Source organism: Chryseobacterium wanjuense (genome assembly GCF_900111495.1).
Taxonomy (GTDB): Bacteria; Bacteroidota; Bacteroidia; order Flavobacteriales; family Weeksellaceae; genus Chryseobacterium; species Chryseobacterium wanjuense.
In genome coordinates this window covers 2,183,630-2,205,206 of sequence record NZ_FOIU01000001.1, presented here as the reverse complement: position 1 = coordinate 2,205,206, position 21,577 = coordinate 2,183,630, and the positions used below count along the sequence as shown (strand labels likewise).

The window sequence follows — 21,577 nt, the reverse complement described above, 5'->3', positions numbered from 1 at the left end:
ACTTATTTTTATTTAAACATTGTCGTCAGAATATTCTCCCGTCAGCGAATAGTAACCGAAAACTGCCAGTCCGCCGGAGATAATCGGCATCAGGACAAACAGAATGATGATTCCGAATACCAGATCCTCCTGTTTTCCTGAGGTAATTTTTGGAATTCCCATTACCGTAATTCCGAAGTATCCTACCACCAGAGCGATGGCGATCCAAAGTATACCTAATATTTTTTTTAGTCCGTTCATTTTAGTTGTTTTAAAATTAATAAATTTTTAAGTGATTCAGTGCCTAATCATGAATATTATTGTTCTTATTTTTAAGATAAAATAATCCGATGACCAGACAGACGGTGGCTACTCCGATAGGATACCAAAGTCCCTGCAGATACCAGGATTCATTGCCTGCATCTTTTGCAGTTGTCACCAGATAAGTGGCAACGGCCGGAAGCAGTCCTCCAAAAACCCCGTTTCCGATGTGATAAGGCAGAGACATCGATGTATAGCGGATTCTCACCGGGAACATTTCCACTAAAAATGCGGCAATCGGACCGTAAACCATTGTTACGAATAATACCTGAATGAACACCAGAAACACCAGATACCATTTTGTATTATCGGCTAATTTGATGCTTTTTGAAACTTTCGGTTCTTCCGCCTTTCCGTCTTTCATTACCGGTCCGCTCGGTGACCAGTGTACAACGCTGTCTTTTTTAATTAAAGTTCCGTCTGTGTACAGCGTTTCTTTATGGAAAGTTACCAAACTGTCAGTTGTAATTTTATCATGAATTTTTGCTGTTCTTTTTTCTATAATTCCGTTGGCTGCGACGGTTTTGCTTTCAAGATTTACACTTTTAAACATGGAATCATAAATCGGTCTGTACGCTAAAATAGCGATCAGCATTCCTGTCATCATCACAGCTTTTCGCCCGATTTTATCTGAAAGCCATCCGAAGAAAACGAAAAAAGGAGTTCCTAAAAACAACGCCGTTGCCATCAAAGAATCGACCTGTGCAGATTCTACATTCATTACTTTTTGTAGAAAACTCATGGCGTAGAATTGCCCGGTGTACCAGATTACTCCTTGTCCCATCGCCGCTCCGAATAATGCAAGTAAGACAAATTTGAAATTAAATTTATTCCCGAAACTTTCTTTTAAAGGGTTTTTCGAGGTTTTTCCTTCACTTTTAGCCTTAGCAAAAAGCGGAGATTCTTTCATATTCCTTCTGATAACGTAAGAAACTCCCACCATTAAAATAGAAATCCAGAAAGGAACTCTCCATCCCCAACCGTCGAATTCTTCTGCAGAAAGGGTAGTTTTGGTTACTAAAATGACAATCAATGAAATGAAAAGTCCGGCCGTTGCAGTCGTCTGAATCCATGAAGTCCAGTAACCTCTTCTGTGGGGTTGTGCGTATTCTGCAACATAAGTCGCGGCACCACCATATTCTCCTCCTAAGGCTAATCCTTGTAATAATCTTAAAATTAAAACTAAAACAGGGGCTAAAAACCCGATGGTTTCATAGCTCGGGATACATCCGATGAGAAATGTCGAGAATCCCATGATTAATAAAGTTACTAAAAAAGTATATTTTCTTCCGATGATATCTCCCAATCTTCCGAAAAATAGCGCTCCGAAAGGTCTTACCACAAATCCGGCTGCAAAAGTGGCAAGCGTGGATAAAAATGCGGCGGTCGGGTTATCTGCCGGGAAAAATTTCGTTGCTAAAACGACGGCTAAACTTCCAAAAATGTAGAAGTCATACCATTCTATCAATGTGCCGAGTGAGGATGCCGTGATAACGCTCCAAATCGTGCGGTTTTTCTGCTTTTCGGTCATATTTTCGTAGGCATCGTGATGATTTTCGCTCATATTGTTTGATTTAATGTTAGTTTAAATTGATATTGAGTTTTTTTAATTTTATAAAAATTTGTTTTGGTTGGCAATCGCAAAGGCGCGAGGAATATTTTGTGTATTTTTTAGGCGCAAAGATTTTATCTTCGATAAAATTTTAATAATATTTTTTGTTGAAAATTCATGATTTTCTTGCGCCTTAAAAATATTTAAGTTTTAAAAAAAACTTTGTGTCTTTGCGATTTAAACACATCCAAAAGATTTAATTAATTGGTATTTTATAAATAAATCTGGAACTGCACAATAAATTCTCCTTTAGATTTCGGGCTTTCCATTGGGTTTGTATACACCGGTCTTGTAGAATATTGTGTGGTGATTTTCGCATGATGACCGTCGATGAACCAGTTGGCGCCGATGTCAAATTGCGATGAAGACTTATCAAATGCTTCAAAATTTTTGTGGGTATACGCTGCAAAAGGCTGAATTCTGATTTTCGGTTTTTCTGCCTGACTTGGCAACAGCAAGCCGGCCTGTGCGTAGATAATATTACCTGTTCCGATCGTTGGTTGTAGATTTCCTGCTCCGGCAATAGCTTTTTCACCAATAAAATTTGGATCGGATGCAGCAATATTCATGATGCCTAAATTTCTGATGTAATTGGGCCCGAATTGATAATTGTAATAGCCTGCATACGCTGAAACTGCCATTTTATTTTTAGCATTTCCCAAAGGAATATCTGCAAAAGCATCGACTGCAACGAGCGTGATGTCATGTTTTTCAATATTTGAATTCACGGAAGTTCTCGTTCCGTCTTTTTGATGGTAAAACCCGGCGCCCACATTGAAAACTTTTTTCGTTCCTAAGTAAGAGCCCACTTTGAAAGGTAATAAGTTGGATTCTTCATCCAAAAACTGATATTCTACATATCCCGCTTTTGAAAAATTTGGATTTCCATTGTTGTCGACGGCGACAGCTTTTGCCGGGTCTGTGACGTTTGTTGGAATTAAATCTGTTGCGAAAGGTTTATTTAAGCTAAAACGATATTCTAGTTTTCCATACTTTCCTTTGGCGAACATGCCGAGTTGTCTGGCGAACTGGTCAGAATTATCAATCAAAGGCCAGGTGAAAATAGGGGAATCAACGGTAAGGAAGTTGAGCGTGGAAGCCATCGTCATACGGGAAAGTCCCATGTAATAATGCAGTCCTGCTCCCAAAGATAAACTGAATTTTCCTGCTTCTCCAGGTAAAATAACTGCGTACTCATTCCAGGCATCATGGAAAAACATCTGTGGCTTTTTACCGTTTCCATAACCACCCGTTCCTGATGTTCCGGAACCGCCGCCATTGATAAAAGTCTGATTGTTAATTCCAAAATGAGCCAAAATCATATATCTTTTGGAAATCTGGGCATAGGCTAAAGCTCGTAATCGCCTGTTTCCTAAGCTCCACGAATTGTCGGTTGGTTCTCCGCCGACCATACTTCCGGGGTTCATTTCAGTATTTCTTACCCAAAACTGATCCCATAAAATGAATCTGATGTATTTATCGCCCTGTTGATTGAGGTTTAATTTTAATCCACTTCCATAATCAGGGGAGCCTTGAGAATATAAAGAATTGCTGATTAAAGCCAATCCAATAAAAGTGAGAATTTTCTTCATAAATTATCAATTTTTGGCGTTGTTTTTTATGAAAGCCAAATTGGAATTAATAATTTATTTATAAAAATTTAATATATATTTATGGTAATTATATAGTTGTAAGTTTGAATTATGAAGTATGAGTTGTAAAAATGCCTGCTTTTTGAATTGATTTTATATTTAATATATTGATTATTAATTAATGGTTTTTGTTTTATGCGTTAAAACTCATGACTTATAATTAATAACTCATAACTCCCAAAGCTTATTTTTTAAACCTTTCCCATTTGATCAGCATATATTTATCTGCAAACTGAGTGATAATAAGTCCGGAATTTTTAATATTTTCTTCTTTAGACATGTATTCAATAAGTTCATTTTGCTTTAAAATTTTATACACCGGATGAAATTCTGAATGTGGGGGTCTGGTGATATTATATTTCTTGATCCATGAACTAATAGTAACATGAGAAACTCCGATAATCCTTTCTATTTCGCGGAAACTTAAACCCTCAAGATAAAGCTGTAATGCTTTCGTTACGTAATAATCATCTATTTTTTTTCCGAGTTTTTTTACGGTAAAATAATAGTTGCAGTTTTTGCATAGGAAACGTTGTTTTTCATTGACGATTCCGCTTTTTACGATTTTATTGCTGTTGCATTTTGGACAGTGAGTTTCCATAACTATATTTTTTTAGCAAATGTATAATTATTTAGCAAAATATTAATTTATTGTAAAGATAAAATTACCTGTGTATTTATTTTAAACAAAAAAAATATCTTTTTAATTTGGTTTTTAAAGTAGTTTTACTTTAAATTTGCCGAAAAATTTAGATAAATAAATGGAAATAGAAATTTCCTCATCCATACATCTGATGTATGTGAGTGAAATACAGCAGGAAATGTACGATTCTGCACAGCGAAGAGGGACGGGTATTGCAAAACGTTCCATAGAATATTTAAGTAAAAAAATTTCAGAGGGTAATGCTGTGATAGCTTCTGAAAACGGTGAGTGGGTGGGTTTCTGTTATATAGAAACCTGGTCGCATGGTCAGTTTGTGGCCAATTCCGGATTGATCGTTTCTCCGAAATTCAGGGAAAGGGGAGCTGCAACTTTAATTAAGAATAAGGTTTTCCAACTATCTAGAGACAAATATCCGAATGCAAAGATTTTTGGATTGACTACAGGTCTTGCTGTAATGAAAATCAACAGTGATTTAGGTTATAAGCCTGTAATTTATTCTGAACTGACTCAGGATGAAGAATTCTGGAATGGTTGTAAAAACTGTGTGAATTATGATATTCTCATGAAAAAAGAACGTAAAAACTGCCTTTGCACGGCAATGCTTTTCGTTCCTGAAAATATAACAAAAAATGGTGTTGCGTATACGCAACCGGAAATTAAATATAATAATGAACAAGAAAGTCGTCTTAGCGTTTAGCGGAGGTTTAGATACCTCATACTGTGCTAAATATCTCAGTGAAATACTGGGATATGATGTGTATGCAGTTACTGTAAATACCGGAGGTTTTTCTAAAGAAGAGGAAAAAGAGCTGGAAAAAAGAGCCCTGAATCTTGGGGTAAAAGAATACAGGTGCGTAGATGCTCAGGAAGATTATTATAATTCTTGTGTGAAATATTTGATTTTTGGTAATGTCTTGAAAAACAATACATATCCACTTTCTGTAAGTGCTGAACGTACGATTCAGGCACAGGAAATTGCAAAATGTGCGATTGAAATCGGGGCTGATGCGATTGCTCATGGAAGTACAGGTGCTGGAAACGATCAGGTTCGTTTCGACTTGATTTTTCAGGTAATGTGTCCAAATGTAGAAATTATTACGCCAATTCGTGATATGTCTTTGTCCCGTGAAGAAGAAATTGAATTTTTGAAAAATTACGGCTATGAAAAAGAATTCCAAAAAGCGCAATACTCTGTGAATAAAGGACTTTGGGGAACCTCAGTGGGTGGAAAAGAAACCTTGACCTCAAGAAATTACCTTCCTGAAGAAGCTTTTCCTTCACAAATTAAAGAAGATCAGCCATCAGAATTGGAAATTGAGTTCAAAAATGGTGAGGTAGTGGCGGTGAATGGAGAAAATTTTGAATATTCGGTTTATGCCATTCAAAAGATTGAAGAATTGGCATCGGCTTACGGAATTGGTCGCGATATCCACGTTGGAGATACGATTGTTGGAATTAAAGGAAGGGTTGGTTTTGAAGCAGCGGCGGCATCTGTGATCATTAAAGCGCACCATTTATTGGAAAAACATACGCTTTCAAAATATCAGCAAATGATGAAGTCCCAATTATCCGATTGGTACGGAAACTGGCTTCACGAAGCACTTTTCTTGGATCCGGTGATGAGAAATATCGAATCTTTTTTAATTGATTCTCAAAAAACAGTGAGCGGAAAAGTTTTTGTAACCCTTCATCCTTACCGATTTATTTTAAATGGAATTGAATCTGAACATGATTTAATGTCCGATAAATTCGGAAGCTACGGCGAAGCAAACAGAGCTTGGACGGGCGAAGATGTGAAAGGTTACACGAAAATTGTAAGCAATTCTTTAAATATATATCATCAGATTAACGGAGAAAAGATATGAAAACAGTAGGAATTGTAGGCGCTAACGGTTACACGGGAAGCGAATTGGTACGTCTGCTGGCTTTTCATCCCCATGTGTCATTGCGTTTTTTATATAGTCGTTCAAATTCGGGGACAAAAATTTCAGATTTGTACCCGGATTTAGCGACAATTTGTGGAATGGTTTTAACCGATCAGCCTGAAGATGTAGATATTTTGTTTCTATGCCTTCCTCACAAAGAAAGTCAGAATTGGCTGGTTCAAAATGGTGTAGACGATGAAACTTTAGTAATCGATTTAGGAAATGATTTTCGTTTGGATAGAAGCTTTGGAAACAGAAATTTTATCTACGGTTTACCTGAAATCAACAAAAAACAACTTTTAGGAGCAAAAAGTATTGCGAATCCGGGATGTTTTGCAACAGCGATTCAATTGGCTTTGCTTCCATTGGCTCAAAAAGGTTTGTTGAATGAAGTGTATACGACGGGAATTACGGGCTCGACGGGTGCGGGTCAGTCTTTGCAGGCAACGACGCATTTTACATGGAGGAATGATAATATTTCAGCCTATAAAACTTTGACGCATCAGCATGTGGATGAGATTTTACAGCAGTTAGTTTCTTTCAATACGAATGAAATCAGTCTAAATTTTGTTTCATGGAGAGGAGATTTTGCGAGAGGAATTTTTACGAGTTCCACGGTGAAAACAGATGTAGAACTTTCAGATATTGAGCAATTGTATCAGGATTTTTATGCAGATGAGCCTTTTGTAAAGGTAAGTGATAAAGCAATTGATTTAAAACAGGTTGTCAACACGAATCGTTGTATGATTCATATAGAAAAGAGTGGAAATGTTGCCGTTATTCACTCAGTGATTGATAATTTGTTGAAAGGAGCGTCCGGACAGGCGGTTCAAAACATGAATATTGCCATGGGTTGGGAAGAAAATTCAGGATTAAACTTGAAACCAATTGCATTTTAAAACATGAAATAATCCGACTTAGGAAAGTGGAGCGTTAAGAAAATACTTTTGTGAACGTTAAGAAAATTCTACTGTTCGAAGCGCGAGAAAAATGTCGAATCGAAGAACAAATGTCGATTTCGCGCAAGTTTTAAAATTTTTAGAGAACAAAAATATTTTTTAGCGGAAGTTTCCAGTCTTGAACTTTTGTCTCTTTTGTTTCAAGACAAAAGAAATTAATTAAAACAAAAAAAATTAAAAATGAAGTTGTAAAACCAGCAACTATCAACCAACAACAATCAACTAGAAAAAATGAATTTATTCAACGTATATCCATTATTCAATATAAATCCGGTAAAAGCTCAGGGATCATTTCTTTGGGACGATAAAGGAGAAAAATATCTTGATTTTTACGGAGGTCACGCTGTAATTTCTATCGGACACAATCATCCGTATTATCAAACTCAATTAAAAAACCAATTAGACAAAATATCTTTCTATTCAAACTCGGTTCAGAATGAATTACAAACTGAATTGGCTGAGAAATTAGGAAAACTTTCAGGCTTGGAAGATTACAACTTGTTCCTGTGTAATTCAGGAGCTGAAGCCAACGAAAATGCTTTAAAACTGGCTTCTTTCCATAACGGAAAAAGCAAAGTGCTGTATTTTTCAGGTTCGTTTCATGGCAGAACTTCGGCAGCAGTTTCCGTGACCGATAATCCTAAGATTGTAGCTCCGGTAAATTATGATGAAAGATTTATCAAATCTGAATGGAATAATATCGAGCAGCTTGAAGCAATTTTCGAAAAACAAGGAAGGGAAATTTCATCTGTAATTATTGAAGGAATTCAGGGAGTTGGCGGAATTATGATTCCAACGGTTGAATTTTTAACTAAAATTAAAGAATTGTGTGAAAAACATAATAGCGTTTTGATTTTAGATGAAGTTCAGTCCGGTTATGGAAGAAGTGGATATTTCTTTGCTCATCAGGAATTTGGAATTGAAGCAGATATTATAACAACAGCGAAAGGAATGGGGAACGGTTTCCCAATCGGCGGAGTATTGATTCACCCAAAATTTCAGGCAAGTAACGGCTTGCTGGGAACAACTTTTGGTGGAAATCACTTAGCTTGTGTCGCTGCGATTGCTGTATTGGACGTCATGAAAGATGAAAATCTCATCGAAAATGCTCAGAAAATGGGCGAGTATATTGAAAATGAATTGAAAGATTTTCCACATATTAAAACGATCCGAAGGAAAGGCTTGATGATTGGAGTTGAGCTCGACAGGGATTGCTCGGAAGTGAGGAACAACCTGTTATACAATCATCATATTTTCACAGGAAATTCCAATGATAAGGCTGTGTTGAGGATTCTTCCGGCACTTAACATTAAAAAAGAAGAAACTGATTTATTCATCAGTGCTTTGAAAATAGTTCTTGAAGAAATTTAAAGGCGAAGAAAGCTGATAAGGCTTAAATGAAAGTATAATTAAAAAAAACTTTGCGATCATAGCGTTAAAAATTCAGCCAAAATATGTAAGATAAAAAATCTTTAAAATCAATTCAAAATGAAAAAATTCACCTCTGTAAGCGATGTTAAAAACTTACAGGAAATTATAAAAAAAGCTTTACAAATTAAAGAAAATCCTCTTTCGGAAACTGAAAAAGGCAAAGGAAAAACAATCGGACTTGTCTTTTTAAATTCAAGTTTGAGAACACGTTTAAGCAGCCAGATTGCGGCACAAAATTTAGGCTTAAATGTGTTAACGTTAAATGCAGCTCAGGAAGCCTGGAATCTGGAATTTGCAGACGGAGCCGTCATGAACGGTGATACTGTTGAACACATCAAAGATGCCATTGAAGTATTAAATCAATATTGTGACATCATCGCGGTTCGTTGTTTTGCTGGAATGAAAAGCAAGGAAGATGATGTTAACGAAAGCATTTTAAGTCAGTTCGAGCAACATGCGAAAGTTCCGGTTATTTCATTGGAGTCGGCTACACGTCACCCTTTGCAAAGTTTGGCAGATTGCATCACGATTACTGAAAACTGGCACTTCGACAAGCTCAGTGTACAGCGCAAACCGAAAGTGGTGCTGACTTGGGCGCCTCACATTAAACCGATTGCTCATGCGGTAGGAAATTCTTTCGCAGAATGGATGCAGGAGATGGATGTCGATTTTGTGATCACGAATCCTGAGGGTTATGATTTGGATGAAAATTTCACAAAAGATGTGAAAGTAGTTCATAATCAGGAGGAAGCGTTGAAAGATGCAGATTTTATTTATATTAAAAACTGGTCGTCTTTTGATGATTACGCAGCAATGCCGGAAGTGAAAGAAAACTGGATGCTGACAAATGAAAAATTAGCCAATACCAATCAGGCAAAAGTAATGCATTGTCTTCCGGTTCGCAGAAATGTAGAGTTGAGCGATGAGGTAATGGATGGTGAAAATTCTATTATTTATCAACAGGCAAAAAATCGAATTTTCTCGGCTCAGGCGGTTTTTTCTGAAATTTTAGATGGGTTGAATTCTAAATAAAATCAAACCTAACAGGTTTTTCACTAGTAAACCCTGTCAAGGTTCTAAACCTTGACAGGGTTCTCAAAAAAGGATTGCAATGAAAGAAAAATTATACATCATAAAAATCGGCGGAGCATTAATCGATGATGAAGAATTATTGAACGAATTTCTGGAGCAGTTTTCTAAAATCAAGGAAAGGAAGATCCTTGTTCACGGAGGAGGAAAATTAGCAACGATTTTGGCTGATAAACTTGGCGTCGAACAAAAAATGATTAACGGACGGCGAATTACGGATAAAGATACGCTGGATATTGTGGCGATGGTGTATGCGGGAGGGATCAACAAAAATATTGTGGCCAAACTTCAGCAGAAGAAGTGTAAAGCAATTGGTTTTTCAGGTGCTGATGCCAATTTAATTAAAGCCAAAAAAAGAGAACACGCAGAAATAGATTTTGGATTTGTGGGAGATATTACGGAGAAAAGTGTGAATAGAAAACTAATTTCAAAGTTGCTTAAACTGGAATTAGTTCCTGTTTTTTCAGCAATTACTCACGATAAAAAAGGACATCTTTTCAATACCAATGCAGATACGATTGCTTCGGTGATTGCCCAGGCTTTATCAGTAAAATATGATGTGGAATTGTTGTATTGTTTTGATAAAGAGGGAGTTTTGGAAGATGTTGACAATCCTGATTCTGTCATAAAAAATATTTCTGAAGAAGAATTTTCTGTTTTAAAAGATGAAGGAAAATTGCATAAAGGAATACTTCCTAAGTTGGAAAACGCTCTTGGAGCTGTAAAAAATAATGTCAATAAAGTATTCTTAATTAAAGAAACTGAACTAAAAAACCATATAGAAAACCATCATGCAGGAACTGAAATCTGTTTATAATAAAGAAGAATTACTGAATAATGCAGTCGATTTGTTGAAAAAACTGATTGAAATTCCGTCATTCAGCAAGGATGAATTTAATACGTCGGTGGAAATTGAAAATTTTTTCAAAAAACATCAAATACCTACAAAACGTTTTAAAAATAATATCTGGGCGGTGAATAAAAATTTTGATGTTTTTAAACCGTCGATTTTACTGAACACGCATCACGACACCGTAAAACCGAACAAAGCGTATACGTTAGATCCGTTTTTGGCTATTGAAAAAGACGGAAAATTATTCGGATTGGGAAGTAATGATGCCGGAGCTTCTTTGGTTTCGATGGCGCAGGTTTTTTTACATTTTTATGCTCAGGAAGATTTGCAATATAATTTAGTGATCGCTTTGACGGCCGAGGAGGAGATTTCAGGGTTTGACGGGATCGAAGCTTTGTTTCCTCAGTTACCCAATATCGAGCTTGCCATTGTAGGAGAACCTACGCAGATGAATCTGGCGATTGCGGAAAAAGGACTTTTGGTGATTGACGGGGAAATGAAAGGTACGCCTTCCCACGCCGCACATCCGAACGATGATAACTCGATTGTGAAATGTATGGAAGATTTGCAGCAAATTTTAAGCTTTAAATTTCCAAAAGTTTCAGATTATTTGGGTGAAGTTAAGGTGACGCTTTCGGGAATTCATGCCGGAGTTCAGCATAATGTCGTTCCGGAATCGTGTACTTTTACTTTAGATGTAAGAGTTACGGATGAATATTCTAATCAGGAAGCATTTGAAATCATTCAATCAAAGATGAAATCAACCTTAACGACTAGATCTTTCAGGCTAAATTCTTCAAAAATTGAAATGGATCATCCGTTCGTACAGGCGGGATTAGAAATTGGGAGGACAACTTACGGTTCACCCACGTCATCCGATCAGGCGATTATTCCTTGCACATCAGTGAAAATCGGTCCTGGCGACAGCAGGCGCTCCCACACGGCAGATGAATTTATTTTCATCGATGAAATTGCGGAAGGAATAGAGATTTATATTAAGATTTTAGAGAAGATTTTATAGGCTGGAAGCTGGGTGATGGAAGTTTTAAATCGACTTAGGAAACGGAGGCGTTAAGAAAATTGAAATTTAATCCGTTAAAAAATTCCCACTGTTTGAAGCGCGACACTAATTTTGAATTGAAGAATAAATTTTGAATTCGCGCAAGTTTTGGGGATTTTAGGATTTAATTTTAATTTTTAGCCGGAGTTTCCAGTCTTGAACTTTTGTTTCTTTTGTTTCAAGACAAAAGAAAATTTTAAATAGAAAATTAAATTTTATGAAAAAAATATGGCAAAAAGACGACAATGCCACAAACATATTAGTCAATAAATTTACAGTAGGGAAAGATCTCGACTTTGATGAACGATTGGCGAAATACGATGTCAAAGGTTCTATTGCCCATTGTATGATGTTGGCAGAAGTAGGAATTATCACAAAAGAAGAGTCAGACAAAATTATTTTTGTTTTGGCGGCAATTTTACAGGATATTTTAGATGGTAATTTTAAAATTGATAAAAATGCGGAAGATATCCATTCACAGATTGAAGCTATTTTAATTGAAGAATTAGGAGATATCGGAAAGAAAATTCATACAGCACGTTCGAGAAATGATCAGGTTTTGGTTGATGTCAAACTGTATCTGCTTGATGAAATCCGTGAAATTACAGTATTGACGGATGAGTTTTTTCAAATATTAATCAAATTGGCAGATCAACATAAAAATATTCTGCTTCCGGGTTATACGCATTTACAAATTGCCATGCCTTCATCGTTTGGATTGTGGTTGGGAGCCTATGCAGAATCGTTGGTAGATGATCTTGAAATGTTTTTTTCGGTTAAAAATATCATTAATAAAAATCCACTGGGTTCTGCGGCGGGATATGGTTCGTCTTTCCCGATCGACCGTGAGAGTACGACGTATAATTTGGGTTTTCAATCGATGAATTATAATTCCGTTTATGCTCAAATGACCCGCGGGAAGTCGGAGAAAATGTTGTCAATGGCGATGGCAACTTTAGCAGGAACGTTGGGGAAATTTGCCTATGATGTGTGTTTATATTTAAGTCAGAACTTTGATTTTATCAGCTTTCCAAAAGAATTTACCACAGGAAGCAGCATTATGCCGCACAAAAAAAATCCTGATATTTTTGAGTTGGTTCGTGCACGTTGCAACAGAATTCAGTCGTTGCCGAACGAGTTTATTTTATTGACGAACAATCTTCCTTCAGGTTATCACCGCGATATGCAGTTGACGAAAGAAATACTTTTCCCGGCCATCGATTCATTAAAGGAATGTCTTGAAATTTTAAACTATACTTTACCCAATATTCAGGTGAAAGACGGGATTTTGGAAGATGAAAAGTACAAATACCTTTTCAGTGTAGAAAAGATCAATGAAGAAGTGAAAAAGGGAAGTTCATTCCGTGATGCTTATATAAAGGTAGGGCAGGAGATTGAAAATAATGAGTTTGATTTTGAAATAGGAAATTTAAACCATACTCATCAGGGAAGTATTGGAAATCTTTGTTTAGATAAAATAGAATATCAGTTTAATAAATTGAAAAATAAGTTGTTGGGTTGATTTTAAACAAAAAAGTGTTTAGAATTGATAATGAGATGCTTCGACGGAGCTCAGCATGACACCGCGTTAAATATGCTGCTAAATAAAACAGTTAGTATTAGAGATGATGTTATGCTGAGCTCCGTCGAAGCATCTTTAAATTATTAAGCTAAAAATTTTAATTTAATTAAAAAATTAATCCAAATCAATTTTAAGCTTAGTAGATTTTTTCACTTCATGAAGCACAATAGAACTGTGGTATTGTCCAATATTAGGAATATTTGAAATTACGTTCACTGTAAAATCATTATAAGAATTAATATCTTTTGCAATAATTTTCAACATATAATCATATTCGCCGGAAAGGCTGATAATTTCCTGAACTTCATCATGTTGCATAATGTTTTTCTCGAACGTTTCCAAAACTTTTTTGGATTGCTCTTTAAGGCGGACGTTACAGTATACGACAATATTTAAACCTAGTTTTTCGCGATTCAAAAGACCTACATATTTCTCAATAATTCCCTGTTTTTCAAGTTGTTTGATGCGCTCGTAAGTCGGGGTAAAGGTAAGACCTATCTTTTCTGAAATTTCTTTCACCGATAGAGTAGAGTCTTCCTGAATAATACTGAGAATCATTTTGTCTTTTAAATCCATATAGTATAAGGTTGAGTTTTAACAAAAATAGCATTTAAAAATGAAAATAAGGAGAGAATAAGTTTTTTTAATCCAAATCAAAATTTGGTTTTGTCAGTTTGTAAAATTGTTGTATCTTTGCACCTAATGAATAAGACAGTATTTATATCATTAGAATTACCGGGCGATAGCGCCCTATACGATATTTATTTATAGTAAGCGAAGATATTTTCTTCGCTTTTTTTTTTGTAAAAAATTAAGAAATTATGTTTACGATTACAGAACTAAGCACCGAGAGAATCAACAGGATACTGACAGAAGCTTTGGCTTTTGCAAACGGAAAAACTGCTAAAATTGAAGGAGAGGTTTTTTGCTCAAATCTTTTCTTCGAAGACAGTACAAGAACAAAAACAAGTTTTGATATTGCCGAAAGAAAATTAGGCTTGCAGGTAGTGCCTTTTGATGCATCTCACAGTTCGGTAAACAAGGGTGAAAGTCTTTATGATACGGTGAAAACGATAGAAAGTTTAGGCGTAAATCTGGTAGTAATCAGAGATAAGAAAGACAGGTATTTTGATGAATTAAAAAATATAAAAATTCCTGTAATCAACGGAGGAGACGGAACGGGAAACCACCCATCTCAATGTATGCTAGATTTGATGACGATCTACCAGGAATTCGGAAAATTTGAGGGATTAAAAGTAGGAATCGTAGGAGATGTGAAACATAGCCGTGTTGCGAACTCAAATGCAGAAGCGTTAAGAAGACTGGGCGCAAAAGTTTACTTCTCAGGTCCGGAACAATGGTTTGATGAAGGAGCTTTGATCAACGGAACATATTTAAATGTAGATGAATTAATTGCTGAGGTTGATGTTGTAATGTTACTGAGAATCCAGCACGAAAGACACGATGCCAAAATGAGTTTCTCTGCTTCGGATTACCACAGAAAATATGGTTTGACGAAAGAAAGGGAAAAAGCCATGAAAAAAGAAGCCATCATCATGCATCCGGCTCCCATCAACAGAGGGGTTGAAATTGATACAGACTTGGTAGAATGCGAACGCTCAAGAGTTTTCAAACAAATGGAAAACGGCGTTTTTGCAAGAATGGCGATTTTAAAAGAAGCCTTGGAAAAAGAAGGGTATACCTTTAAATAAGAGCCAAGGAAAATAAAAAGAGCCAAGGGAAAAGATTAAAGGTAAAAGTTGGAGAACCCTGAAGGGCGAAATATGAATAGCCATTGGGTGAAATCCATGGCAGAAAAATCATCCAAGCCCCGGAGGGGCGACCTGTTAATAGCCACGGATAGAACCTGTGGAAAACAAAGGATAAAGAATTTGAGCCTCGTAGAGGCGACCTGTTAATAAAAAAAAGAAAATCTAAATAAAGAAAATGAAGAAAAAGTTAATACTGGAGTCCGGTGAAGTGTTTCATGGAGAAGGTTTCGGAGCAGAATTGGAAACTGCAGGAGAGGTGGTTTTCAATACCGGAATGACAGGGTATCAGGAACTAATTTCTGATCCTTCCTATTGCGGTCAGATTGTTTGTATGACCTATCCGCTTATCGGAAACTATGGGATTAATAGAGATGATTATGAGAGTATTGAACCGGCTATCAAAGGTCTTATCGTAAAAGAAATTTGTGATCTGCCTTCCAATTTCCGTACTCAGATTACTTTAGATGAATTATTTAAAAAGAAACACCTTTCAGGAATTTCAGGAATCGATACAAGAAGACTGACAAGAATTCTTCGTAACCACGGAGTAGTGAAAGGAAAAATCGTAAACGAAGATGTTGATGATAATGCAGTAGTTTCAGAATTAAAATCAACAACTTTCCCTACCAATCAGGTGGAAATGGTTTCTACAAAAACACCTTACGCAAATCCAGGAAGAGGTTTTAAAGTAGTATTGGTCGATTTTGGTTCTAAATTAGGGATTATCAGAGAATTATCTCAAAGAAACTGTGATATCATAGTAGTTTCCCATGATGTAACGGCAGAAGAGATTTTGCTAATGAATCCTGACGGAGTCATGCTGTCAAACGGTCCTGGTGACCCGGAAGACAATCAGCACGCTCTAGAAATGATCCGTGGATTATTAGGAAAAGTTCCAATTTTCGGAATCTGTCTGGGGCATCAATTAATCGGATTGGCTTGCGGAGCGAAAACTTTCAAGTTAAAATTCGGTCACAGAGGAGGAAATCACCCGGTATTGGATTTAGAGAAAAATAAAGTAGCAATCACTTCTCAGAATCACGGTTATGCAGTTGACCAGGAAAGTTTGAAAGGAACAGATTTAATTGAAACACACATCGCATTGAACGACAGAACAAACGAAGGTCTGAAGCACAAAATTTACCCTTGTTTCTCAGTTCAGTACCATCCTGAAGCGAGCCCGGGTCCTGAAGATGCAAACTACTTATTCGATGATTTCATCCACTTGATGGAGGATTTTAAGAATAAGAAGAATCAATAAGGCAGTTGGTTGTCATTCAGAACGAAGCGAAAGCGCAGTGAAGAATCTATAAAAAAGATTCCTCGAAATGACAACAGATAAAAAATAAACGCTCAGTTTGTCATCCTGAAAGGATCTCAACAAAGCGATTTAGAGACACTGCTTAGATTCCTACGGAATGACAAAGCATGGAAAAATAAGTCAGATAAAAAGTAAAAATACAAAGTTTAGAATCTTGGCTCTTGCTTTTGATTCTTTAATCTAAAATATAAAATGGCAAAACGTACAGATATAAAAACAATTTTAGTAATCGGTTCAGGACCTATCATTATTGGTCAGGCGGCGGAATTTGATTACGCAGGAACGCAGGCTTGTTTGTCTTTGAAGGAAGAAGGCTACAAGGTAATTTTGATTAATTCAAACCCTGCAACGATTATGACGGATGTTGAAATCGCAGATAAAGTATATATCGAGCCTATTTCACTTCAGTTTGTAAGTCATATCATCAGAAAAGAGCGTCCGGATGCGCTTTTACCGACTTTGGGAGGTCAGACTGGACTGAATATGGCGGTAGAATTGGAAAAATCAGGAATTCTTGAAGAATGCAAGGTTGAGGTATTGGGAACAAAACTTTCAGCCATCAACAGAGCGGAAGACAGAGATTTGTTCCGTGAATTGATGAGAGAACTGAACGAACCCGTTCCTGAATCAGACATCGTAAACACGGTGGAAGGAGCATTAAATTTTGCTGATGACATCGGATATCCTGTCATTGTTCGTCCTGCCTTCACGATGGGTGGAACAGGAGGTGGTATCGCTTCCAACGAGGTTGAATTGAAAGAAATCGCTGAATTAGGGCTAAAATACAGTCCGGTTACTCAGTGTCTTATCGAAAAATCAATCGCAGGTTTCAAAGAAATTGAATATGAAGTAATGCGTGATGCAAACGACAACGCGATTGTGGTTTGTAACATGGAAAATATAGATCCGGTAGGTGTTCACACAGGTGACTCGATCGTTGTGGCGCCTTCTCAGACACTTTCAGACAGAGAGTATCAGTTATTGAGAAATGCTTCACTAAAAATCATCAGAGCATTAGGAATCGAAGGGGGATGTAACGTACAGTTGGCATTAGACCCGCATTCATTCAACTATTATATCATCGAGGTAAACCCAAGAGTTTCCCGTTCATCAGCTTTAGCATCAAAAGCAACAGGGTATCCGATTGCAAAAATTGCTGCAAAAATCGCGGTAGGATTAACGCTTGATGAAATCATGAACCCGGTTACAGGAAAGACATACGCTTGCTTCGAGCCGGCTTTAGATTACGTGGTAACCAAATTTCCAAGATTCCCGTTCGATAAGTTCGAAACGGCAGACAGAAGATTATCGACACAGATGAAAGCAACGGGGGAAGTAATGGCCATCGGAAGAAACTTCGAAGAGTCTTTACAAAAAGCCATCCGTTCTTTGGAAACCGGAATTAAACATATTGGTTTAAAAACCAAACAGGCAGCAGCACTTACGGAAGAAGAAATCGAAAGAAGAATCAGAGTTTGTGATGACGAAAGATTGTTCATCATCGGGGATGCTTTAAGAAGAGGGTACGACTGGGAACAGATCGTAGAATGGAGTAAAATCGATAAATTCTTCATCTGGAAAATCAAGAAATTAATTGATTTCGAAAAAGCAATCGCTGAAAATAAATTCAACAAAGAAACTTTATTAGAAGCCAAAAAATTAGGTTTTGCTGATATTAATATTGCAACTCTTTGGAATGTAACAGAGCGCGAGGTTTTCAATTTCAGAAAAGAAAACGGATTAATGCCGGTTTACAAAATGGTAGATACCTGCGCCGCAGAATTCGAGTCTGAAACACCATATTTCTACGGAACGTACGAAGAAGAAAACGAAAGTGTAGTTACAGATAAGGAAAAAATCATCGTTTTGGGTTCAGGACCCATCAGAATCGGGCAGGGTGTTGAGTTTGATTACGCAACAGTTCACTCGGTTTGGGCCATCAAAGAAATGGGTTACGAGGCGATTATCATTAATAACAACCCTGAAACAGTTTCTACAGACTTCTCAATTTCAGATAAATTATACTTCGAGCCTTTAACGGAAGAAGATGTAATGAATATCATCGAATTGGAAAAACCAAAAGGTGTTGTGGTACAGTTCGGTGGACAAACAGCCATCAACTTAGCCGACAAACTGGCTTCTCACGGCGTTCAGATCTTAGGAACTTCTCTGGAAGATCTTGACAGAGCTGAAAACAGAGACAAATTTGAAAAAGCGCTTCAGGAAATGCAGATTCCTCAGCCTTTAGGAAAAACTTCCACTTCGAAAGAAGAAGCGATAAAAATTGCCAACGAAATCGGGTATCCGGTATTGGTTCGTCCGAGCTACGTTTTAGGAGGTAGAGCAATGGAAATTGTATACACGGAAACAGAATTGGCACACTACATGGAAAATGCGGTGGAAGCAAGCCCTGAACATCCTGTCTTGGTTGACAAATATATGGTGGGGAAAGAAGTGGAAATCGATGCGATCTGCGACGGCGAAACAGTCGTGATTCCGGGAATTATGGAGCACATTGAAAGAGCGGGAGTTCACTCCGGAGACTCGATTGCGGTGTATCCTCCACAGAATATTTCACAAAGCGAAATCGATACTTTGGTTGATTATACAAAAAGATTAGCAAAAGGATTAAACGTAATCGGACTAATGAATATCCAATACGTCCTTTTCGAAGGAAATGTATATGTCATCGAGGTGAATCCAAGATCATCGAGAACAGTTCCTTTCTTATCTAAAATCACGGAAGTTCCGATGGCAAACCTGGCCACAAAAGCTATCTTGGGTCAGAAACTGAAAGATCTAGGCTACCAAAGCGGCTTGGTTCCAAATAAAGAAGGAGTCTTTGTTAAAGTTCCTGTATTCTCTTTCTCAAAATTAACGAAAGTTGATATCTCTTTAGGCCCGGAAATGAAGTCTACGGGAGAAGTGATGGGGAAAGATACGACGCTGGAAAAAGCGCTTTACAAAGGATTGATCGCAGCAGGAAGAAAAGTTCCGATGCACGGTTCGATCTTGTTCACGGTAGCTGATAAACATAAGCAGGAAGCGGCTGATCTGGCCGCGAGATTCCATGAAGTTGGTTTCAGAATCTGGGCAACGGAAGGAACGGCAAAATTCTTTGGAGAACAGGGAATTCCTTGCAAAATAGGATACAAAATCGGAGAAGAAAGTGTAAACCTGATCGACCTGATCCAGAAAGGAAAAGTTCAGTACGTTGTCAACACCATGACAAAAGGAAAACAGTCTGAAAGAGACGGTTTCCAGATCAGAAGAATGAGTGTAGAAAACGGAGTTCCTTGTTTAACATCAATGGATACGGTTGAAGCAATTCTGAAAGTAATCGAAAGCATGAGCTTCAAAATGGAGACGATGTAATTTCGGATTTAAAATATTTTTAAAACGTATCTTTTTTAAGGTGCGTTTTTTTTTGTTTAAACGACATAGGAAAGTGGAGCGTAAAGAAAATTAAAAATTAAGCCGTTAAGAAATTCCCACTGTTTGAAGCGCGAGACAAACGTTGAACCGAAGAACCAACATTAAATTTCGCGCAAGTTTTGGGAATTTTAGGATTAAGTTTTAATTTTTAGCGGAAGTTTCCAAGTCTTGAATTTTTGATTCTTTGTTTCCGAAAGCATAAGCTTCAAAATGGAGACGATGTAATTTCGGATTTAAAATATTTTTAAAACGTATCTTTTTTTAAGGTGCGTTTTTTTGTTTAAATGACATAGGAAAATGGAGCGTTAAGAAAATTAAAACTTAATCCGTTAAAAAATTCCCACTGTCCGAAGCGCGAGACAAGTGTTCAACCGAAGAACCAACATTAAATTTCGCGCAAGTTTTGGGAATTTTAGGATTAAGTTTTAATTTTTAGCGAAAGTTTCCAAGTCTTGAATTTTTGATTCTTTTGTTTCAAGACAAAAGAAATTTATGGATATCTTCTAGGATTTTGTGAAGTATGAAATACCCTAGCTATAACAATGATTTCAGCATCTCTATCAATTGTGTAAAATATAAGAAAAGGATATTTTTTCATTAACTTTCCATGAAAATCTTCAAACCAAATTTTAAAATATGGATTTTTAGAAATAATATTTAAAATCTTTGAAAAAATTATCAGCGACTTTTTTATTGACTTTGGTTTGATAATAAAGATAGGAATGTTCTAGATCTGTTTTTGCTTCATCAGAAATGATAATTTTAAATGCCATATTTTGAGCTCATTTCATTTAAAAAAGCATCAATTTCTGTGTGTTGTTCGTAGGATCGTTTTTTAATTTGCCGAAGACTTTCTTTTTGCTCATCAGAAAGTTTAAAATCAGTATTTTCTTCTTCTAAAATTCCTTCAATATAACCTAAAATTCTTTCCAAAATACTTTCCGGAGCATCTTTAAGAATTTTGTTAATGTTTTTTAATGTAGCAGATTCCATCTTTTTGTTTTAAACAAATTTATTAATTTCTTTTTATTTGATAAAATTATTACCCCAAACTCCTATCCAAATGCACATACCCACCATCCACATGAATCAACTGTCCTGTTGTATGCGAAGATCTTTCCGATAACAGAAACGCTGCCATATTCGCAATTTCCTCGGAAGTTGTCATTCTGTTTTCCAACGGTATTTTTGAAGTAATGCTGCTTAATTTTTCCTCCGGATTTTCAAAGGTAGAAATCCACGATTGATAGAGCGGTGTCCAGGCTTCAGCGACGATAATGGCATTGACACGAATGCTGTAAGGCAAAAGTTCGACCGCCCATTCTCTTGTCAGGGCGTTTCTGGCGCCATTCGCAGCGGCATAACCCGACGTTCCTCCTTGCCCGGTTTCTGCAGTTTTGCTGCCGATATTCACAATTGAACCTTTGCTTTCCTTAAGATAGGGAAGTGCATGATGCACCAAAAGGTAATAATGCACCACATTTTTATGATAGGATTCTATGAATTTTTCGTATGAACCATTCTCCAGACCTACACCATCGTTGACACCGGCATTATTCACGATACCATCGATCTTTCCGTATTTTTTTATGACTTCTTCGATCGCTTTTTTGCATTCATCGGGTTGGGAAAGTTCGGCGGTAACACAATCAACTTTTCCGCCTTGATCAACGATTTCCTGAACCGCTTTTTTGTTGTCATTTTTGTTTCTGCCGATGATGATGGGCAATGCTTTTTCTTCGGCTAAGATTTTTGTAATGGCGTTTCCGATGCCTTTTGCACCGCCGCTTACGATGATTATTTTATGGTCGAGATTTAAGTTCATGTTTTGATTATAATTGTTTTAAACGCAAAGTGCGCTAAGGTTTTTTCTAATTACTAAATGCTTTTAAGTTTGCAAAGGCGTTTTACTTAGCCAAGAC

18 protein-coding genes are annotated in these 21,577 nt (G+C 36.8%); 11 read left to right on the top strand and 7 right to left on the bottom strand.

The window, feature by feature from the left end; all coding sequences use genetic code 11:
• Positions 1-12 precede the first annotated feature (12 nt).
• From BMX24_RS09820 to BMX24_RS09805, 4 genes are all read right to left on the bottom strand, one after another.
• Complete coding sequence (locus tag BMX24_RS09820; protein WP_089792034.1) at positions 13-240, bottom strand: DUF6814 family protein; 228 nt, start codon at positions 238-240, stop codon at positions 13-15.
• Positions 241-283: 43 nt separating this feature from the next.
• Positions 284-1,864, bottom strand: a complete 1,581-nt coding sequence (locus BMX24_RS09815) for an MFS transporter (RefSeq protein ID WP_089792032.1) — start codon at positions 1,862-1,864, stop codon at positions 284-286.
• Between the two features lie 260 nt (positions 1,865-2,124).
• The gene (locus tag BMX24_RS09810) at positions 2,125-3,504 is read right to left on the bottom strand and encodes a porin (protein WP_089792030.1); all 1,380 of its coding nucleotides are present in this window, start codon (positions 3,502-3,504) and stop codon (positions 2,125-2,127) included.
• Between the two features lie 244 nt (positions 3,505-3,748).
• Positions 3,749-4,165, bottom strand: a complete 417-nt coding sequence (locus BMX24_RS09805; protein WP_089792028.1) for an IS1/IS1595 family N-terminal zinc-binding domain-containing protein — start codon at positions 4,163-4,165, stop codon at positions 3,749-3,751.
• Between the two features lie 160 nt (positions 4,166-4,325).
• Here BMX24_RS09805 and BMX24_RS09800 point away from each other — a divergent pair, with 160 nt between their 5' ends.
• The 8 genes from BMX24_RS09800 (at position 4,326) to argH (ending at position 13,067) form a co-directional block, all read left to right on the top strand.
• Positions 4,326-4,925 (top strand): GNAT family N-acetyltransferase, encoded by a 600-nt coding sequence (locus BMX24_RS09800; protein WP_089792026.1) that lies wholly within the window; start codon positions 4,326-4,328, stop codon positions 4,923-4,925.
• Complete coding sequence (argG, locus tag BMX24_RS09795) at positions 4,897-6,093, top strand: argininosuccinate synthase (RefSeq protein ID WP_089792024.1); 1,197 nt, start codon at positions 4,897-4,899, stop codon at positions 6,091-6,093. The genes BMX24_RS09800 and argG overlap by 29 nt, the downstream gene beginning before the upstream one ends.
• On the top strand, positions 6,090-7,052 hold the full coding sequence (gene argC / locus BMX24_RS09790; RefSeq protein ID WP_089792022.1) for an N-acetyl-gamma-glutamyl-phosphate reductase: 963 nt from the start codon (positions 6,090-6,092) through the stop codon (positions 7,050-7,052). The genes argG and argC overlap by 4 nt, the downstream gene beginning before the upstream one ends.
• A 291-nt stretch (positions 7,053-7,343) precedes the next feature.
• Positions 7,344-8,483, top strand: coding sequence for an aspartate aminotransferase family protein (locus BMX24_RS09785; protein ID WP_089792020.1), 1,140 nt, complete (start codon positions 7,344-7,346; stop codon positions 8,481-8,483).
• Between the two features lie 117 nt (positions 8,484-8,600).
• Entirely contained in the window at positions 8,601-9,575 is a 975-nt protein-coding gene (locus BMX24_RS09780; protein ID WP_089792018.1) for an N-acetylornithine carbamoyltransferase, read from the top strand.
• 79 nt (positions 9,576-9,654) lie between these two features.
• Positions 9,655-10,449: an acetylglutamate kinase gene (argB, locus tag BMX24_RS09775; protein WP_089792016.1), complete on the top strand. Its 795-nt coding sequence runs from the start codon at positions 9,655-9,657 to the stop codon at positions 10,447-10,449.
• Positions 10,424-11,506: a M20 family metallo-hydrolase gene (locus tag BMX24_RS09770; protein ID WP_089792015.1), complete on the top strand. Its 1,083-nt coding sequence runs from the start codon at positions 10,424-10,426 to the stop codon at positions 11,504-11,506. Before argB ends, BMX24_RS09770 begins: the two co-directional genes overlap by 26 nt.
• Before the next feature lie 256 nt (positions 11,507-11,762).
• Entirely contained in the window at positions 11,763-13,067 is a 1,305-nt protein-coding gene (gene argH / locus BMX24_RS09765) for an argininosuccinate lyase (RefSeq protein WP_089792013.1), read from the top strand.
• Positions 13,068-13,241: 174 nt separating this feature from the next.
• On the opposite strand, the gene BMX24_RS09760 is transcribed toward argH, so the two are convergent.
• Positions 13,242-13,703: an Lrp/AsnC family transcriptional regulator gene (locus BMX24_RS09760; RefSeq protein ID WP_089792012.1), complete on the bottom strand. Its 462-nt coding sequence runs from the start codon at positions 13,701-13,703 to the stop codon at positions 13,242-13,244.
• A 245-nt stretch (positions 13,704-13,948) separates the two neighbouring features.
• Between BMX24_RS09760 and BMX24_RS09755 the strand changes: the two genes are divergently transcribed.
• From BMX24_RS09755 to carB, 3 genes are all read left to right on the top strand, one after another.
• Positions 13,949-14,839, top strand: coding sequence for an aspartate carbamoyltransferase catalytic subunit (locus BMX24_RS09755; protein WP_089792010.1), 891 nt, complete (start codon positions 13,949-13,951; stop codon positions 14,837-14,839).
• 235 nt (positions 14,840-15,074) lie between these two features.
• Entirely contained in the window at positions 15,075-16,160 is a 1,086-nt protein-coding gene (locus BMX24_RS09750; RefSeq protein ID WP_089792008.1) for a carbamoyl phosphate synthase small subunit, read from the top strand.
• 252 nt (positions 16,161-16,412) lie between these two features.
• Positions 16,413-19,595, top strand: a complete 3,183-nt coding sequence (gene carB / locus BMX24_RS09745; protein ID WP_089792006.1) for a carbamoyl-phosphate synthase large subunit — start codon at positions 16,413-16,415, stop codon at positions 19,593-19,595.
• An 822-nt stretch (positions 19,596-20,417) separates the two neighbouring features.
• Here carB and BMX24_RS09740 read toward each other — a convergent pair.
• Positions 20,418-20,648, bottom strand: coding sequence for a hypothetical protein (locus BMX24_RS09740; RefSeq protein ID WP_089792004.1), 231 nt, complete (start codon positions 20,646-20,648; stop codon positions 20,418-20,420).
• A gap of 49 nt (positions 20,649-20,697) precedes the next feature.
• The gene (locus BMX24_RS09735; RefSeq protein ID WP_089792001.1) at positions 20,698-21,480 is read right to left on the bottom strand and encodes an L-fucose dehydrogenase; all 783 of its coding nucleotides are present in this window, start codon (positions 21,478-21,480) and stop codon (positions 20,698-20,700) included.
• Positions 21,481-21,577 lie beyond the last annotated feature (97 nt).

What these genes read in the sequence shown, in the direction of transcription:
- BMX24_RS09820 (WP_089792034.1), bottom strand. Translation starts at nt 240, where the DNA reads ATGAACGGACTAAAAAAAATATTAGGTATACTTTGGATCGCCATCGCT.
- BMX24_RS09815 (WP_089792032.1), bottom strand. Translation starts at nt 1,864, where the DNA reads ATGAGCGAAAATCATCACGATGCCTACGAAAATATGACCGAAAAGCAG.
- BMX24_RS09810 (WP_089792030.1), bottom strand. Translation starts at nt 3,504, where the DNA reads ATGAAGAAAATTCTCACTTTTATTGGATTGGCTTTAATCAGCAATTCT.
- BMX24_RS09805 (WP_089792028.1), bottom strand. Translation starts at nt 4,165, where the DNA reads ATGGAAACTCACTGTCCAAAATGCAACAGCAATAAAATCGTAAAAAGC.
- BMX24_RS09800 (WP_089792026.1), top strand. Translation starts at nt 4,326, where the DNA reads ATGGAAATAGAAATTTCCTCATCCATACATCTGATGTATGTGAGTGAA.
- argG (WP_089792024.1), top strand. Translation starts at nt 4,897, where the DNA reads ATGAACAAGAAAGTCGTCTTAGCGTTTAGCGGAGGTTTAGATACCTCA.
- argC (WP_089792022.1), top strand. Translation starts at nt 6,090, where the DNA reads ATGAAAACAGTAGGAATTGTAGGCGCTAACGGTTACACGGGAAGCGAA.
- BMX24_RS09785 (WP_089792020.1), top strand. Translation starts at nt 7,344, where the DNA reads ATGAATTTATTCAACGTATATCCATTATTCAATATAAATCCGGTAAAA.
- BMX24_RS09780 (WP_089792018.1), top strand. Translation starts at nt 8,601, where the DNA reads ATGAAAAAATTCACCTCTGTAAGCGATGTTAAAAACTTACAGGAAATT.
- argB (WP_089792016.1), top strand. Translation starts at nt 9,655, where the DNA reads ATGAAAGAAAAATTATACATCATAAAAATCGGCGGAGCATTAATCGAT.
- BMX24_RS09770 (WP_089792015.1), top strand. Translation starts at nt 10,424, where the DNA reads ATGCAGGAACTGAAATCTGTTTATAATAAAGAAGAATTACTGAATAAT.
- argH (WP_089792013.1), top strand. Translation starts at nt 11,763, where the DNA reads ATGAAAAAAATATGGCAAAAAGACGACAATGCCACAAACATATTAGTC.
- BMX24_RS09760 (WP_089792012.1), bottom strand. Translation starts at nt 13,703, where the DNA reads ATGGATTTAAAAGACAAAATGATTCTCAGTATTATTCAGGAAGACTCT.
- BMX24_RS09755 (WP_089792010.1), top strand. Translation starts at nt 13,949, where the DNA reads ATGTTTACGATTACAGAACTAAGCACCGAGAGAATCAACAGGATACTG.
- BMX24_RS09750 (WP_089792008.1), top strand. Translation starts at nt 15,075, where the DNA reads ATGAAGAAAAAGTTAATACTGGAGTCCGGTGAAGTGTTTCATGGAGAA.
- carB (WP_089792006.1), top strand. Translation starts at nt 16,413, where the DNA reads ATGGCAAAACGTACAGATATAAAAACAATTTTAGTAATCGGTTCAGGA.
- BMX24_RS09740 (WP_089792004.1), bottom strand. Translation starts at nt 20,648, where the DNA reads ATGGAATCTGCTACATTAAAAAACATTAACAAAATTCTTAAAGATGCT.
- BMX24_RS09735 (WP_089792001.1), bottom strand. Translation starts at nt 21,480, where the DNA reads ATGAACTTAAATCTCGACCATAAAATAATCATCGTAAGCGGCGGTGCA.